Source organism: Vibrio sp. Vb0667, assembly GCF_033391095.1.
Genome location: NZ_JAWPOL010000001.1, coordinates 186,841 through 203,716 on the forward strand (window position 1 = coordinate 186,841; position 16,876 = coordinate 203,716).

At 43.7% G+C, this 16,876-nt stretch carries 12 protein-coding genes; 5 read left to right on the forward strand and 7 right to left on the reverse strand.

What is annotated here, in order from left to right; genetic code table 11:
* Positions 1-4 precede the first annotated feature (4 nt).
* Positions 5-850, reverse strand: a complete 846-nt coding sequence (locus R8269_RS00915) for a tetratricopeptide repeat protein (protein WP_005373890.1) — start codon at positions 848-850, stop codon at positions 5-7.
* 200 nt (positions 851-1,050) lie between these two features.
* On the opposite strand from R8269_RS00915, the gene R8269_RS00920 reads away from it, so the two are divergent.
* Positions 1,051-1,521 (forward strand): ASCH domain-containing protein, encoded by a 471-nt coding sequence (locus tag R8269_RS00920; protein ID WP_017635141.1) that lies wholly within the window; start codon positions 1,051-1,053, stop codon positions 1,519-1,521.
* A 54-nt stretch (positions 1,522-1,575) separates the two neighbouring features.
* Here the strand turns inward: R8269_RS00920 and R8269_RS00925 are convergent, their stop codons facing one another.
* Positions 1,576-2,163 (reverse strand): class I SAM-dependent methyltransferase, encoded by a 588-nt coding sequence (locus tag R8269_RS00925; RefSeq protein ID WP_215810474.1) that lies wholly within the window; start codon positions 2,161-2,163, stop codon positions 1,576-1,578.
* A 91-nt stretch (positions 2,164-2,254) separates the two neighbouring features.
* Positions 2,255-3,772 carry a phospholipase D family protein gene (locus R8269_RS00930; protein WP_047102775.1) on the reverse strand — a complete coding sequence of 506 codons (1,518 nt, stop codon included), beginning with the start codon at positions 3,770-3,772 and terminating at the stop codon, positions 2,255-2,257.
* A gap of 518 nt (positions 3,773-4,290) precedes the next feature.
* Here R8269_RS00930 and R8269_RS00935 point away from each other — a divergent pair.
* The 4 genes from R8269_RS00935 to R8269_RS00950 all read left to right on the forward strand — a co-directional run bounded on the left by R8269_RS00935 (position 4,291) and on the right by R8269_RS00950 (position 10,446).
* Positions 4,291-5,448, forward strand: a complete 1,158-nt coding sequence (locus tag R8269_RS00935) for an efflux RND transporter periplasmic adaptor subunit (protein WP_215810475.1) — start codon at positions 4,291-4,293, stop codon at positions 5,446-5,448.
* Between the two features lie 13 nt (positions 5,449-5,461).
* Entirely contained in the window at positions 5,462-8,620 is a 3,159-nt protein-coding gene (locus tag R8269_RS00940; protein ID WP_213987643.1) for an efflux RND transporter permease subunit, read from the forward strand.
* Positions 8,621-8,944: 324 nt separating this feature from the next.
* Positions 8,945-9,211 carry a hypothetical protein gene (locus R8269_RS00945; RefSeq protein WP_005373876.1) on the forward strand — a complete coding sequence of 89 codons (267 nt, stop codon included), beginning with the start codon at positions 8,945-8,947 and terminating at the stop codon, positions 9,209-9,211.
* A gap of 395 nt (positions 9,212-9,606) precedes the next feature.
* The gene (locus R8269_RS00950) at positions 9,607-10,446 is read left to right on the forward strand and encodes a DNAase (protein ID WP_215810476.1); all 840 of its coding nucleotides are present in this window, start codon (positions 9,607-9,609) and stop codon (positions 10,444-10,446) included.
* Positions 10,447-10,953: 507 nt separating this feature from the next.
* Here the strand turns inward: R8269_RS00950 and R8269_RS00955 are convergent.
* The 4 genes from R8269_RS00955 to R8269_RS00970 form a co-directional block, all read right to left on the reverse strand.
* On the reverse strand, positions 10,954-14,055 hold the full coding sequence (locus R8269_RS00955) for an efflux RND transporter permease subunit (RefSeq protein WP_215810477.1): 3,102 nt from the start codon (positions 14,053-14,055) through the stop codon (positions 10,954-10,956).
* Positions 14,052-15,380, reverse strand: coding sequence for an efflux RND transporter periplasmic adaptor subunit (locus R8269_RS00960; RefSeq protein WP_213907137.1), 1,329 nt, complete (start codon positions 15,378-15,380; stop codon positions 14,052-14,054). Before R8269_RS00960 ends, R8269_RS00955 begins: the two co-directional genes overlap by 4 nt.
* Positions 15,367-16,023 carry a TetR/AcrR family transcriptional regulator gene (locus R8269_RS00965; RefSeq protein ID WP_042523279.1) on the reverse strand — a complete coding sequence of 219 codons (657 nt, stop codon included), beginning with the start codon at positions 16,021-16,023 and terminating at the stop codon, positions 15,367-15,369. Before R8269_RS00965 ends, R8269_RS00960 begins: the two co-directional genes overlap by 14 nt.
* A 192-nt stretch (positions 16,024-16,215) precedes the next feature.
* The gene (locus R8269_RS00970; protein ID WP_258664377.1) at positions 16,216-16,875 is read right to left on the reverse strand and encodes an HAD family hydrolase; all 660 of its coding nucleotides are present in this window, start codon (positions 16,873-16,875) and stop codon (positions 16,216-16,218) included.
* Position 16,876 lies beyond the last annotated feature (1 nt).

Below are 16,876 nucleotides of genomic sequence, written 5' to 3' on the forward strand. Positions count from 1 at the left end.
TCCATTATTCGCTTGCTAGATGTAAGAGCTTTTCAAAACGCTCATTACCGTGCAGCAATTCGAGGTCTCGTTCTTCGGCAAGTAAATCACGAATGGATGGGCTGTATTCAATTGCGCGTTCCAAGTCTTCAATAGCTTGCTCTTCGATACCAAGGCGAGAGTATGCACACGCGCGTTGATACAGTGCAGGGCCGTTGGTGTAATCGACTTCAAGTACGCGGTTACAAATGCTAAGTGCCCAATGGTATTCGTTGATTTCCATCGCTGCGTCGGCTTTGTAAGTCAACGCTTCTAAATCACCTGGACGAATTAATAAGATTTCATCATAGATTTCAATACGTTGTTCTGGAGTTTGAGAGCTTTGTGCACGTAGCCATAAGTTATGGATCTCGTTGATTTTCTCAATCTCTTTGTTGTTTTCACTGATAATGCGAGTTTTGCGTTTTAAATCTCGCTCAAGGGCGACAAACTTTTTCTCGTATTCTTGGGCGATCTTCTCCAATCGTTTATCAGCCATCTCTTTGGTGTTGTGTTTAAACTCGCGCAGAGATTGCCATCCGACAAAGGCAATCAGCGATGCGACACCAGCAATGATGTAGAAGAAGTATGTAACGGTCACGTTGGCATAGTTCAACGATTTATCTGCGACCGTTAGCTCGCGATCGGTGATCTCTGTGATCATTCGCTTTTCTAGGCTTTGATAGTCCTGACGTAGCGCTTTTAGTTCATCTAAAATATAGCGTTCCATTAATGGTCTATCTAACAGATCCGATTCTGAATACTTTTCCTCCGATGCCATTGTTGGCAAGGCAAGTATCAGCGAGAAAAAAATACCAATAAATAAGCGCATATAACGTCCTTTCACGAGAAGAGTACAGATAGACCATGCAACAATAGCAAATAGCACAAACGTTTAGCAAAGTTATTACAAAAGAAATAACAGTCGTCTACGTAGAAGTCATATTCTTGTTGTTTTTCAGTTTGTTCCTGGTGGTTATTTGTTGTGATATCTTTTATCCTCCTTGCGAATTTATGATTAATGGAGTGAGCATGGACGCGCGAGCTAAGGATTACTTAGAACAATTCCTAGAATTATTATCACCAGAACAAAGGGAAGCTGTACCATCAGTCAGTGCTGACTATTATTGTGCCGACGAATACAACGCGAATGTATGCGCAGATTTGGTTCGTATTGGACAGAAAACAGCATCGTGCAGTTTGGAGCTTTGGTATCGAGAGCATGGTGAAATCATGCCCCAAGTCGGTCATTTACAAGTAGTGACGAATTGGGATGGGGACCCGGTTTGCGTGATACGAATTACTGACGTAAGTACATGCAAATATGAGGATGTAACCGCAGAGTTTGCCTTCGCAGAAGGCGAAGGTGATAGAACCTTAAACTGGTGGCGTGATGCACATACTGCATTTTTTAAAGCTGAATGCGATGAGTTGAACATCGATTGGCATGAGAAACGTACGCTGGTTTTAGAGCGTTTTGAAGTGGTGTATCCCGTCAATTAATCTCTGATAGCAGCACTGATTTGAAGTGCTGCTTTCTTTATTGAGAGACCATTTTTAGCGCTTTCGAGCGGTCACACTAAACATGTGCCAATGTTTTTGGCTTCCTACTACAGTGGTCCCGTCTTCATCTCTTTCATGCAATGAAATGAGGCCGTAACCCTCGAATAAGCTTTCCACTTCCTTTTTTGTTAATGCGGTAATGTTTGGATGCATTTCGGAGGTAACCCAGGAGTCTTTCACTCCCAAGAAATCGCCGCAGAAGATACCGCCTGGTTGTAATGCGCTGTCTATTTTTGTCCAGACTTGTTTGAAGCCTGTGTCAGGGCAAAAGAACAAACTGGCATTTGCGATAACCAAGCTGCACTGAGGATAATTAAATTCAGTAAAACAGCACTGCGAAACCGAAAATCGTTTATTACCTTCAAAGCGTGTTAAACAAGTTTTTACTGCATCTTCATTGCTATCACATGCGTGAACCTTAAATCCTTTTTCGAGGAGGAAGTGGCTGTCTCGACCTATTCCGCAGCCAATATCGAGAGCGACTTTGCCTTCTACCTTAAGTAGGTTTACGGCATTTTCCACGTTTGGGCGGTGAGGTTGGCTTAAAATCTTCTGATAGTATTCATTCCATTGCGCTGGCATTGAACTTCCTTATGTTGGTTGTGTCCCCAGCCCCAAAACTAGCGTCCATTTTGTTTTGCGTGACTGGGGAGATTTGCAGTATTGGCAACTGTTATAGCTGATCTTCAATTGGTAATATTCCGGAGAACCAAGCGCCCATTTTTCGCCATACTCCTGCTTCTGGTTCGGAGTCGTATTCTTCGCCTGTTTTTACGTCGGTCCAGACAATGTCCCCGTCGCGCAGAGTTAAGGCATAGGCGTTACTCGACAGTTGATTCGGCAGTTGTTCTAGAAACATTTGCACATATTCTGGCTGTTCGATAACAACGGCCATTTCGGTATTCAAAGCGGCCGAACGTGGGTCCCAGTTCATCGAACCAACGAAAAGTGTTTTGTTATCAATCGTCATTGCTTTTGCGTGTAAACTTGCTCTGCTACTCCCCGTGAGGCTCCACTTACTTTTGAGTTTCGCGCTCGCTTTTACTTCCCATAACTTGATTCCAGCTTCGAGTAGATCTTTTCGATATTTTGCGTACCAACCATGCACGGCAAACACATCGTTAGACGCGAGGCTATTGGTCACAATCGTGATATCAACGCCTCGCTTGGCCGCGTTACTTAATGCTTGAGTACCTGCTTCAGTTGGAACGAAATAGGGAGAAATGAGCACAAATGAATCCTCAACACTTTTAACCAGTTCCGACAAATTATCAATAAGTTGGCTCTCTCGGGTCGCGACTTTATCGGGCAGATCAAACCATACTTTCGCTTCTCCCCAGTAGAGCTTGAGTTTGCCTTGTTTTAGATCTTGGTACATATCCAGTTGAGTGAAGTCATAGCGGCCGGTTGAAAACTTTTCCTCTAACCGGAGTTTATTGACCTGCTTTTGAATCGCTTGGTCGGTAATTTGCTGTGAATTCGGTGTAATCCATTCCATTGGTATCGAATAGGCGCTATTCCAGTAGAGGTCGAACTGATCGGCAGTTTGTTGTACCGCCTCACCATAGAGCAGAAGATCAAAATCACCAAACTCAACTTGCGATTCAAAAGAGAAGTATTCATTGCCGATATTTCTACCTCCGACAATGGCGGAAACACTGTCTGCAATCAGAGACTTATTGTGCATACGACGATTAAGGCGTTCAAAATCGCTAGCAAGAGCGAACCAACGGGAGTCGCGATACTGATGCGGGTTAAATAAGCGGATTTCTATATTAGGATGTGCATTGAGGGCAGCCATCACATCGTCGTTTCGCTTTTGCATATCGTCAAGCAACAGCCTTACTCGAACACCACGCTTTGCCGCTTCATACAAGCGCCACGTTATTAGCTGACTCGTTTCGTCACCACGGTAAATATAGTATTGAAGATCAAGGCTTTTCTGGGCGGACTCGATCAAAGAGGTTCGAGCAAGAAGGGCATCGTGTCCCTGATTTAACGGTGCAAAGCCAGTTATGGACTTAGGGTCTCTCCCGTAAGCTTCAAAGTACTGCGCAAGAACAGAATCCTTTTGATAACCGAGCTGAAAGCTGGTGGACTTTTCACTGGCGTCATTCAACGATACGGATGAGCATGCCGATAAAATAGTGAGCAGCGAGGGGAAGAGCAACTTGGCGAGCGTTTGTAACAAAGCACATTTCCTTGTCTTACAGAGTGTTACCTACTCCAAATTATAGACTTAAGCTGACGCCACATGCACCCAGAACCGTTTGATAACGAGCGATTAATCAATGAATTGCCATAGAGCCTGCACTAAGTTCAACTTTTAGAGCGCAGATAATCATTTATTTTAATTATCATTATGGCCGTATTGGTCATAATCACTAATATCTGGTGATTATGACCAATAGCACACTGGATAAAATAATGCTTTTTATATAACCATATGATTTTTAATAAATAAATGCTTGGCATGTCATTTGCTGTTTAGAATAAAAGTTAAGTCAGAGCAACTTGCGCAGTTGGTTAATTTTTTGTTAATTTTATTAACTTTGAATTGGCAATAACTATCTAGTTAGCTGCTTAAAAGACTAGGCAAGTGCCGCTTTGATGTTTATTCAAATTCAATTCTCTCACCACCATGCTTACCGGGAGCAATGGACTGAATAAAAGTGTGGTGTTGAAAACAACAATAAAAAAGGATTTTCGATGTTAGCAAAACCCATATTACGTTGGCTTTTACCCTTCGTCGTCGTTGGAGGCTCTTATGCAGGATATGCTGCAATTGCCGCAACTGCGCCGGAAAAAGAGTCAACCAAAGATGCAATTACAGAACCTACTGTTCAGGCTTCTTCTCTTTTTCCTACCGATCACAAAGTGGTGATTACCGGTCACGGTGAATTAGTCCCTTTTGAAAAAACACACCTTTCCGCGCAAGTTAGTGGTGAAGTTACGAGTTGGCACCCGAATTTTGTGACGGGTGGCATCGTAAAACGAGGAGAGGTTCTTTTCACAATTGAAAGTGACAACTATGAAGCGTCGGTTTTACAAGCTGAAGCCGATTTAGCTAGTGCACGCGCAAACTTGATTGAGGAACAAGCGAAAGCCGAAGTGGCAAAACGTCAGGCAAAGAGACTGAGCGATAAGCAAGTGACGGATCTGTATTTACGCAAGCCTCACGTTTTGAGCGCACAAGCGCAAGTGAAGTCGGCTCAAGCGGCACTCAAACGAGCAAAAAGAGAGTTAGAAAATTGCAAAGTCGTTGCACCTTACGATGCGCTGGTTGTTGAGCGTGATATTGGTGTTGGTCAATTTGTTACATCTGGTTCTCGAGTTGCCACATTAAACAACATCGAAGTGGCAGAGGTGCACGTACCGATTGCCGGTTTTGATAGTGCATTTTTACCCGAATCCATTGGTGAACTCACTGCGACAGTGACGCAGCAAGGTGTGTTTTCTACCACTAGAGAAGGTCGAGTAGTTCGTGATCTAGGCATGATTGATAGCGCTACCCGAATGATTAACATGGTCATTCAAATCGCGGACCCATACGGTGTCGATAACCAGCAGCCTCCAATTAAATTCGGCTCCTACGTTGAAGTGAGCTTCACTGGTAAGGAACTTAAGCATATCTACCGCTTGCCACAGGAATTAGTAAAAAATCGTACCGTGTGGGTAGTGAATGGCGATAATCAACTTCAACCCAGAACTGTCACGGTTTTGAGAGCAGAAGGTGAGTTTTTGTTGGTGGGCGAAGGTTTAGAGCAAAGTGATAAGTTGGTACTGACCTTGCCCGAGTACCCTCAAAAAGGCATGGCGGTACAAATCGCAAAAAAGAGTGACGACTCCGAAACCGTCGTACAGTAAGTAGGAGTATGTCATGGAAGATACTAAACAAAAGGGCTTAATTGCCTATTTTGCGAATAACCCCGTCGCTGCCAACCTTTTGATGGTGTTCATCATTATCATGGGTGTGGTGAGCTTTCTCTTTATTCAAAGGCAGATGTTTCCGAATATTGAGGTGAACTACATTGATGTTCGTGCGACTTATCCTGGCGCTTCTCCTCAAGAGATAGAAGAGAGTATTCTCGTTAAGGTCGAGGAATCGATTAAAGACGTCACCGGGATTAAAAAAGCAGTCTCAACGGCCTCTAGAGGTAGCGCGTATGTTTCCATCGAGGTAGACGTTAATGCCGATATCAAGCGTGTCTTAGATGATGTAAACCAACGTATTGATACCTTGTCTAACTTACCAGCGGGTATGGAACCAATCAATGTCTACCAAGTTGAATGGCGCCAAGATGTAATCGAAATGGGGTTAGTTGGGGACCGACCGCTCGAGGAGCTTAAACCGCTTGCTAAGCAAATCGAAGATGAATTACTTCAGTTAGAAAACGTCATGCTGGTGTATCTGAGTGCGCCAGAAGAAGAAATAGCGATTGAAGTTGACCCACTTGTTCTTCGTAAATACGACCTTACGTTGAGCGATATCAGCAGCGCGATCAGCCGTTATTCAGCTAACTTTTCTGCGGGCGAAGTAAAAACAAACTCAGGGATGATTGCAGTAAGGATTGAAAACCAATACTACCGTGGTGATGAGTTTAGAAATATTCCTGTAAAGCTTGGCGCAAATGGTGCGAAGGTTTTACTGCAAGATATCGCCACGATCAAAGATGGCTTTACGGAAGAAGAGCGCTATTTTGAATACTCAGGGCAAAATGCGATCTACATGTCTGTTGAAGCAACTCGTGATCAGAACATTATCCCTGTTGCACAGTCCGTTCGTAATTATATTGAAGCAAAAAACAAGACATTGCCGCAGGATGTTAAGCTCAAAGTCTTAGTTGATACGACTTATTATTTAAATGGGCGTCTCGACATGATGTTGAAAAACTTGCTGCAAGGCGCTGCATTAGTCGCGATTATGCTGACCATTTTCCTACGTTTCCGCTTGGCTATGTGGGTAATGATTGGGCTACCTGTCTGTTTCCTCGGTGCTGTAATGATGATGCCAGCTTTGGGTATTACAGTGAACATCGTCTCGCTGTTTGCTTTCATCATGGTGCTCGGAATTGTGGTGGATGACGCCATCGTCATGGGAGAAAGTGCGTACAGTGAAATCGAAGAAAAGGGCGGCGGTGTCGAGAACGTGGTACGCGGTGTCAAACGTGTTGCTACGCCAGCGACATTTGGTGTTCTGACAACGATTGCTGTATTCGCACCATTCTTGCTTTCGAGTGGTATTGATAGTGCCTTCTTTTATGGTATCGCGGGGGTCGTGATTCTTTGTTTGATCTTCAGTTTGATTGAATCGAAGCTGATCCTTCCTGCACACCTTGCGCATACTCATTTTAAGCCAGTTAAACCAGGTGGCTGGCGTGACCGATTTAACCAACGTTTTTTTGGTTTTGTAAATGGTCCATATCGTAACTTTGTAACAACATGCACCCATTGGCGCTGGACAGTGTTTGCGGTGTTCTGTGGTTTACTGCTGATCAGCGCGGCTTTGATCAACGCGAATTATGTTCGGGTGATCCCTAACCCTAAAGTGCCGACCGACTATCCTGCGATCACTATTGAAATGAATGATACCGTTTCAAGTGAGCAGACAATCAGTGCACTCAAGACTATTGAACGTATCATGCAAAAGATCGAATCTGAGACCATTGCGGAACATGGTCAAGGAATGATTCGTGATGTGCTGTCGTACAACAGAAGCCGCACCGAAGGTCGTGTATTAGTACCTCTGGTTGATGAAGAGTTACGCCCGTTCAATACATTTGAACTGGCTCGACGTTGGCGTGAAGCTATGCCTGTTATTCCAGGTATGAAGAGCATCAAAATCCGCGAGCAGAGTGCGGGTGGTGGTGACAGAGATGAGTTTGGTTACTTGTTGTTTGGTTCTAACATCAATGAGCTCAACAAGGCTGGGCGTTACTTGATAGAGCGTTTACAGCAGGAAGAAGGGTTATATGATATTTCATCTTCTATTGATTCTGGAAGCAAAGAAGTACTCCTGTCTCTTGCGCCTGTAGCGTACGATCTCGGTCTGGATCTCACCATGATCGCAGAGCAAGTTGGTGGCAGCTTTTATGGTGGCGAAGCACAGCGCATTATTCGTGATGGTGAAGAAATTAAAGTTATGGTGCGTTACCCGCAATTGACGCGTGAAGCATTCTCATCATTGCGTTACGCTGTGATTACCACACCAGCAGGTAAGAAGGTCATGTTGGGTGATGTGGTGAAGATCAATGAGCAGCCGGGCGTGAGTAGCATTCGACGTGAAGGCGGGTATCAAACCGTTTATGTCTATGGTTCCATAGACGAAGAATTGGTTGAACCTCAAGAAATCGTTAAGGTCATTGACGACAATATCTTACCGGACATGAAGCAAGCCTTCCCAACTGTGAAAACAGAATTGGGCGGTGATATTGAAGAGCAGGCTGCGCAGCGTAATGAACAGATTTTGTTCTTTATTGCAGGCATGATCATCGTCTACATCTTGTTAGCTGTACCGTTAAAAAGTTATACCCAACCTTTGATTGTAATGTCCGTCATTCCGTTTAGTCTGACGGGGGCGATTTGGGGCCATTTCTGGCTAGGTTTAGACATCAGTATGATGTCGACATTTGGTTTGATCGCCGCTGCTGGCGTGGTTATCAACGACTCTCTGGTTATGACAGATTACGTAAACCAAGTGAGAGAAAAGGGTATGAACATCAAACAAGCGGTTGTTGAGGCGGGTTGTGCTCGTTTTCGAGCTATCACGCTCACCTCAATAACGACGTTTGCGGGTGTATTGCCGATAATGTTTGAAACGAGTTTGCAGGCGCGTTTTGTCATACCGATGGCTGTCGCTTTGGGCTTTGCGGTGTTGTACGCAACGGTTCTGACTTTAGTGTTGGTGCCTTGTTTGTATTTAATGCTTGAAGATATTAAAAATATTTTCAGATCGATTAAGAGGTTTATCCATCGTTTGATTAATCGTTTCAGAAAGTCGCCAGTGACGTCGAGCGTTGAAGCAAGCGTATCGAGTTAACAAGCTTGATATTAACGATTAGGAGCAGCCTTCGGGCTGCTTTTTTGTTTCCGCATTTTGATTCAAAGTGATTTTTTAGTGGGCAGTTACGTAATTATCTGATGAGAAAACTGCCTGACAAAGCATTTCTAATGTGTATGTTTCTAATGTTTTAAATTCGTATGGCTAATTTGACACTTGGTTAGCGAAATTTACCAGACGAAGATAACGTTGAATATGAGGATTTGTTTAAGTCGTTGAAAAATAACAAAATAAAAGTTGGCATCGTATGTGCAATATATAAATTGTAATTAAAATTAACTGCTAATCCTCAAGGAGCTTATTATGAAAAGCGTATTTCTATCTACTCTAAGTCTTATTGCTGTAATGTCATCACCAATCGCTGCTGCTAACACTTTAGACAAAGAGGAGTGGAGCTCAGATTTACGTCAGGACTTTTCTGAGATGAAACATGAAGCTATAGCAGATATTCAGCAAATGAACATGGATGCCATTCACGCACGTGATGAGCGTATCGTGAAAAACATTAAAGATGAGCAAGAACAGTTAGTAAAGGTAACGTGCCACAAAGAGAAAGCAAGCAAGTCATAAACGCCGATAAAAGAGACTAACAGACGAAAATGAATCCAATACGAGTTCGGTGTTAGTTAGCAGTAAGCACTGACCTTGTTGCTCTACTTGCCAGCCTTTTAAGGCTGGCTTTTTTGTTTCTCATTTCATGGGTGGAGAGCAGATCCTCAAGCCTATTATCAATAGTTGGCGTGTTTGATGAGCTATTGCTGGATGGAGCGGATGTAACTTTCAAAAGTGTAGATTTCAGTAAAGTGGAGGTGATGTTAGATATTTAAAATTTAGAAAAGATCCGATCTCCTTTTTGACCTTCATACTACCTTAGTATGTGGCTTACCTTTACTTGAATTAGAACTCATATTGCAGGCTCTCGTTTAAAGGTATTGATGCATATTTGAAGAATAAGAGATAGACATATGAGTTTTATTAAAATGTGTAAAGATGGTTTTAGAGGAAAGCCGGATTTCTCTAATTTATTACATAATGCGTTCCAGATAGATGACTTAGTACTATCATTTGAATGTCCGAACAATATATATGAAGGTCATGTATACCAAGATTTTATTGAATTACAACGATTCAATATTGATTCAAAAGTAGAGCGGCATGAAAAGTTTATAAACTTGGCCACGATTTATTTCTCTTTTCAAAATAAAATAATAAATCCACTATTACCAATCAATAAACAAGGTAGCTTATATATTCGGTTAAGGATTAAATCTTCAGATAAATATATTACTAGTGTTAATCAACTATCTTCATTTATAGAGAAAGAGTACGTGGATTTTTATCATGCTGTAGAGTCACCTGACGGTTCTCAAAAAGGTGATCATACAGAGTTGATGAATGATGCCATTGCGTATGCAAATCATCGTTGGGGAATGGACCCGATAAACGAAGAAAAAAAGAGAGCGAAAGAAGAGTTCCTTGTAGGAGAGTTTCTTCGTGGTTATCCTCCAATCAAATGCCAAGATATCAAGATTGGTGAAAATACATTTTCAAAATATGTAGAAGGAAATTTGGAGTATAAAAAAGACTATCGAAGAGTGTACAATTTGCCTATCAAAAATGAGTTTTACTTTAGTATTGAATTTTTATATGAAATCGAGCCTATGTTTGCTCAAAAAAAGTTTTTAGATTGGGTAAGACACGCGGATGAAATCTTTGAAAAAAATGTTTTAGAGTTGCTAGCACTGTCTCCGCTTATTGATTCGCATACTACCTCCAAATCCGAAAGGTTGGCAAAAAAAAGTTGATCCAGAGCGTTCATACTTAACTTAAAGAAAAAAGCCCGCGAAGAATGCTTTCACGGGCGAAAAAAGGGCACCAAATTGGGTGTCTATTCATTTTGGAGGTGGTCGAACGTCCATATAAAACTGACAATAGGCTTGGTGAGAGGCTTACCACCAGCGCGACCAACGAGGCTAAAGTTAACATTGTTGTAATCATTGTTAAAATGTTAATTCTTCAATCAATGTTTTCATTATCGTGAGTTTAAATTGTGAATGTGTTGCCTACGTGTATTTTTACTCTGTGAAATGCCGTTTTTGACAATAAGACATATTATAAATCTTGTGTTGGTTATTTGATTTGGTTATATAAAACTCAACATACTTAATCCTTAACTGTTCATATTTACACTTAATGAGACACAATAACCCTCTGCTTGTTAAGTGATTGTGTGTTTTTTAACGCATTGGTATTGAACAAAAAGCGACCTAAGCCGCTCTTGTTCATTTTGATAAGTTTACTTATCAGTCGTTTTAGATTTCTTCGTGCTTATGGACTAGGCCGAAGTCAGCTAAAATGGCATACGCAGCAGGGATCATAAACAACACCAGCAGAGTGGATGCGAAAATACCAAACACGATGGAGATAACCAGTGGTTGGATAACCTGTGCTTGCAAACTGGTTTCAGTCAGTAACGGAAGCAAACCTGCTGCAGTGGTCATTGATGTTAGGAATACTGCTCTAAAGCGTTCCCGACTGGCTTTGACTACCGAGTCATGCACATTATCCCCTTCATCCACATGATGGCGTATGTACTGAACTAACAGAATCGAGTCATTCACCACAATCCCCGCTAGTGAGACAAAGCCCATCATACTTGGCATACTTAATGAGTGACCGAGTAGGATGTGTCCCCATACCACGCCAATAAAGGCGAGGGGAATCGCAAGCATTACGACGAATGGTTCCAAATAACTGCGGAATTGGTAACTCAGAATCGCAAACACGCCAAACAAACCAAGCAAGAAGCCTTTACCCATTGATGCGCCAGTTTCAGCGGTATCTTTGGCTTCACCTTCAAAATCAAAGCGAAGACCAGGATACTTTTGCATAAGCTTTGGTGCTTCATCCTGTTGGAACTGACGAATAATGGCGGTTGAGTTGGCTTTCGTATTGTCGATATCGCCGAATACGCTTACAGTGCGCAAGCCATCAATGCGCTGGATTCTTACGTAATTACGCTGGAAATCCAAAGTTGCAATGGTCGCGAGTGGGATTTGATTACCATCGGACAAGATTATTGGGAAGTTTGCCAATTGCTGTAAGTCACCAGCTTGCGCTTTATTGAGGCGAACTTCGATGGAAATGTTTTCTACCCCAACTTGGATCTCGTCTGCGGTTTGGCCAAAGAAAGCCGCGCGCAATTGATTGGCAATGAGCTGACCGTTAATACCATAAGCTTCCGCCCCAGGACGAAGTTTAACCAAGACTTCTTCTTTACCCATGCGCATGTCATCTAATACGCCATGGACACCGTCAAATTCATTCAAGTATTGCTGAATGTCGATAGAGGCTGCTTTGAGTGCATCCAGATCATCATGCTTCGCTCGAATCTCAATCGCCCGGCCACCTGGCCCCATGGTCGGTTGTTTAAATACCAGTGAGATAGGATCCGCAAGTTCACCAATGTCTTCACGCCATGCGTCGATAAATTCATCGATGAGTGTGTTACGACTCTCGGCGCCCAGCAAATCCAGACGTACCGTGGCAATGTGAGGGCCAGATTCATTCGCGTCGGCGTTAGCATTGAATTGACTGGTGATGTGCAGAACCAATGGATTGCCGTCTTCCACTTTTTCTGTCCATTCTTTATCTAGCTTTTGAGCGGAAGCAACGATCTTACCGACGACAGCTTCCGTTTGAGACAGAGAAGAACCCGGAGGAAGAATAATACGCGCTTCTGCAATGTCGCCATCCAGTTCAGGGAAGGGTTGGAACTTGAGCAAACCACCTACTAACGTGGCAGCGGAGATAAGAAGCAAGGCAACCACGCCACCCATAAAGGCATAGCGATACTCGACCACTTTATCCACTGCGTTGACCAAGGTGGTGTTGCGGAAGTTTTCAAAAGAAGCGAGCAGCTTTTGTTTGAACTTCGGTGTTGTTCGCTCTTGCTTTTGTTTATGCAGTGAATGAGAAAGGTGGTTAGGTAAGATCAAGAAGGCTTCCACCAAACTTAAACTCAGTACGAGGATCAGAACTTGAGGAACCGCTTTAAGTACCGCACCCATTTCACCTTGCAAAAATAACAAGCTACCGAAAATACACACCGTAGTTAAAAAGGAAGAGATGACCCCCGGCAGTACCTTTTTCACGCCTTTTATCACGGCATCATCGATCTCTTCTCCTCGGTCGAGGTGAGCGGCAATCGATTCGGCAATAACGATGGCGTCATCCATCATGATACCGATGGCCATGAGTAGCCCGACTAAAGACATGATGTTGATGGACAGGCCAAGTTGCGCCATCAAAAATAACCCACCTAAGAAGGCAACGGGCAAACCAGCTGCGACCCAAAAGGAATAGCGAAAACTAAAGAACAACCACATGGTGGCGAAGACCAGAATGATACCTTGCCAACCGTTTTTGACCATCATGGTCAGGCGATCCCAAAGCACGGATGAAAGGTCATTGGTCATTTGTAGCATCACACCGTCTGGCGCGATGGCTTGTTGTTCTTCGACAAATTGAGCAACACGTTCTTTAATGCGCAGTGCATCGTCTTCTTTGTTTTTGCTGACTTTTAGTAGGGCAGAAGGGTGACCATCGAAGAGGACTTTCTGTTCGTCCAATTCAAACCGGTCGGTAATCGTCGCAATATCTCTTAGACGGATGATTGAGCCATTTGTACCAGAGCCCACGACGATAGTCTCAAGCTCTTCCGGCGTCACGCGTCGTTCGTCAAAGCGGATCAGAAAGTTCTTATCTGGCGTTTCGACATTACCACTTGGCAACTTGACGTTTTGACGACCAATCTGCTCTGCAATATCACCCACACTCAAGCCAAGTTGGCGAATGGCTTGAGTATCTAACTCTACTCGGTATTGGTGGTCAGAGAAGCCTGCAACTTCAACCAAAGAGACATCGTAATCGATTTTTAACGTGCGTTTAAGCTGTTCGGCATACGCTTTTAGCTCTGGCCATGTGGTATCTGCGGTGATCGCGACATCCACAACTGGCTCGTTCCAATCGAGCTCTTGGACCACAGGAGATTCAATCTCTTGTGGGAAGTCGTTTATCGAGTTGATCTGGGTTTGAACATCAACCAACATGCGCCCAATGTCGGCTTCTTCATTCAGTTTTAAGATAAGACGCGCAGAGCCTTCTATCGCCTCACACTGAGTTTCTTTAATGTTGGCAAGGCCATCGACAGCATCTTCCATTCGGATACAGATGCTCTCTTCTACCTCTTGAGGGGAAGCGCCGGGGTAAACCACACCAGCTAGGATGTAGGGCGGATCAAACTCAGGAAAAGTTTCACGCTTAATCGTGGAAAGTGAAGAAATCCCCAATATCAGCAGCGTTAGCATCAGCAAGTTGGCTGCTGTTGGATGCTTGGCGAAGAATCGGATCATGAATCAGACTCCTCAATAGCCGTTTCTGACTGTTCAGGTGACTCTTTCAATAGCATGCCGTTAATCGCAGGCAGCAAATCGTTGATGATCAGCTTCTGACCTTGCTCTAGTTGACCATCGATCACCACTTGGTTATTGCGACGATATAACACTTCAACCGTGACGACTTGCAGACGGTTGTCATCTCCCATCAGGTAAATCTTATCGCCATGAAGCGCACGCTCTGGGATGACCCAACTCGGGTTCTCTTGTCCCTCAATCAAGGCACGCACAAACATGCCGTTCACCAATGGAGGCGCAGACGTTGGGTTTAATGCACGGTAGTCTTGTTCAATTTCCAGAATCACACCGGCAGTCGCTTGGCTTGGATCAACCGTTTCACTGATGCGTGCAACTTTTGCTGGCCAGCTTGCAGAGAGGTTACCGCTGCTGAGTTCAATGTTGGCATGAATCGCATTCATATCAGGTTGTGGAATACCAGATTCATCGCGGACAAACTCACCGATGCTCGCCGCCAAAGTTTGCATGTCATGAAGGGATAGTTGAGCTTCCACTTCCATGACATCAATACCATGTCCTGTCACCATGGTTTGTTGGAGGTTAACCACTTGCTTTTTCTCAATTTCTACGTCAGCAATACGCAAATCGTAAGGAAGCGTGATGATGGTTTTATCAAGCGAGCGTTCGGCCTCATCCACTTTTGATGCATTAACTTTAACTAGGGCTTCCGCGACTCGTTTCTCATCCGGCATCAAACCAATTTGATTTTCAATATCCAGCACTAACTTACGTTGAGAGAGCGCGCTTTGCTCTTGCTGATCTACATCCGATTGCGAGGTTAAGCCTTTCTTACGTAGGTTTTGTTTACGGTCTAACTCTTTGTTGGCGATAACCAGACGGTTGGCTTCTATCTTGAGTGTGCTTTTGAGATTCGCTTCTTCTTGGTTCAGCTTAGCCAGAGAGGTTTGAGCAGATTTGAGATCGGCTTGAGCTTGAACCAGTTTCAGTTCGTAATCGAGTGGGTCGATTCGCAAGATTTCTGTCCCTGCTTGCAACACTTGTCCTTTTTCCAGCTGCGGATGGCGGTAGACCACTTTCCCCGTCACTTCGGCTATCGCTTTCCATTCCACTTTTGGGGCGATCTTGCCAAACCCTATGGCTACTGGAGCAATGGCTTTGAGCTCAAGTGGAATCGTCTCGACCAACCGTGCACGATCTCCAGCGGGTTTTACGGGCAAATCTGGTTTGAGGCTAATCGCCAAAAACAGAATGACGACCCCCACCGCAAGAGCAGGAAAGAACAGCAGCTTTTTATTTATCTTCATATTGGTCGCCCGAGTCTAAAAATCCATGTTTCATCAGTTGTATGTTGTGTTCGAATAATCGGTTCAAGAAGGCTTCAGAAAGTTCAATGCCATGAATGGCGAGCAGTGCTGGTGGTGCCATAAAAGGAAATACCATCAAGCTGATGTAAGAGACGCGACAAAGTTGAGGGTCGGCGTCTTTTCGTAAAACGCCACTATCGATCAACTTATCAAAGATCACGCCTTGCATTGGCTTACTGATATCTGCGAAGACTTTTTCGAGCAGTTTGCGTTGGGTTTCCGATGGGGGCATATTCATAACTTGGGCAACTAAGCGTGGGAACTGTGGTACCTTGATCATTTCGCGGTAGTAGGTGCGCATTAGATCGAGAAAGTTTTGCTCGTTACTGTTGGATACCAACGTCTGCATCTGCTTTTGCACCGGTGACAGTGTTTCGCGCAACATGGTCTCGAACAAGCCTTCTTTGTTGCCAAAGTAGTAACGAATCATCGCCACGTTCACGCCTGCTTTCTGCGCGACTAGGCGAGTAGAGACCTTGTCATAAGCCATAATGGTGAAGAGTTCGCGCGCGTGGAAAATCAGTTTTTCCCTTGCGTCGATATTATCTGTGGGTCTTCCCGCCCTTCGATGCGCTTCCGTCACAATCTTCTCTCAAAATATTAAACATTTGATTAATTATAAGACGCTGATTTCTCATGCGACATGTGAAAAATTAATCAGTATTTAATCAAGTGATTAATTTGTGATGAAGAGAAGTAAAAAAGAGCAGAAAGAACTGCTCTTTGAACAAATAGAAAAGTATTTACTTAGGAAGAACGGTCTTGTGAGGCTATATCACCCCCAACTTAACACACTCCAATTCGGTCTGTTGGCGTGTTCTTTGAGTTGTGGGCATGGATTTACCAGATAAGCGTAGTTCGCGTATTCACAAAGCGGTAAATCGTTGATTGAATCGGTATAGAAATGGATTTCGGAATAAGGCTCAGGCTGATTTTCTAGCCACTGTTTTAATCGCGTGACTTTGCCTTCACGATAACTCGGGATACCGTCGATTTCAGCAGTATAACGGTTGTTTTTCTCGATTAAATCAATTCCGAGTGCGGTTGGAATATTAAGACGGCGACCAACGGCTTCCACCAAAAAAGTGACGCTGGCAGAGATGATAACCATATCTATACCATCACGAGACAGTTGCTCAATCAGGGTTTTGGCTTGAGGGAACTGTTTAGGCAAAATATGGCTTTCAACACATTCTTCAACCAAGGCGTTTACTTCTTCAATCGGCATGTTTTCTAGTGGCTTCATGGAGAACGCTAGGTAATCTTCCATGTCCATTTTGCCTTCAGAGTACAAGGCCATTAGACGCTGATCTTCCATAATAAATAAAGGAGCAGTCGCGATGCCTTTCTCAACCATAAACTCGTTCCAAATCATTGCGCAGTCAGCGTTTATTAGGGTTTCATCCATATCAAAAACATACAAAGGTTTGGACATG

Bases quoted from the DNA above. Each gene is read 5' to 3' on its own strand.
- R8269_RS00915 (WP_005373890.1), bottom strand. From the start codon at position 850: ATGCGCTTATTTATTGGTATTTTTTTCTCGCTGATACTTGCCTTGCCA.
- R8269_RS00920 (WP_017635141.1), top strand. From the start codon at position 1,051: ATGGACGCGCGAGCTAAGGATTACTTAGAACAATTCCTAGAATTATTA.
- R8269_RS00925 (WP_215810474.1), bottom strand. From the start codon at position 2,163: ATGCCAGCGCAATGGAATGAATACTATCAGAAGATTTTAAGCCAACCT.
- R8269_RS00935 (WP_215810475.1), top strand. From the start codon at position 4,291: ATGTTAGCAAAACCCATATTACGTTGGCTTTTACCCTTCGTCGTCGTT.
- R8269_RS00940 (WP_213987643.1), top strand. From the start codon at position 5,462: ATGGAAGATACTAAACAAAAGGGCTTAATTGCCTATTTTGCGAATAAC.
- R8269_RS00945 (WP_005373876.1), top strand. From the start codon at position 8,945: ATGAAAAGCGTATTTCTATCTACTCTAAGTCTTATTGCTGTAATGTCA.
- R8269_RS00950 (WP_215810476.1), top strand. From the start codon at position 9,607: ATGAGTTTTATTAAAATGTGTAAAGATGGTTTTAGAGGAAAGCCGGAT.
- R8269_RS00955 (WP_215810477.1), bottom strand. From the start codon at position 14,055: ATGATCCGATTCTTCGCCAAGCATCCAACAGCAGCCAACTTGCTGATG.
- R8269_RS00960 (WP_213907137.1), bottom strand. From the start codon at position 15,380: ATGAAGATAAATAAAAAGCTGCTGTTCTTTCCTGCTCTTGCGGTGGGG.
- R8269_RS00970 (WP_258664377.1), bottom strand. From the start codon at position 16,875: ATGTCCAAACCTTTGTATGTTTTTGATATGGATGAAACCCTAATAAAC.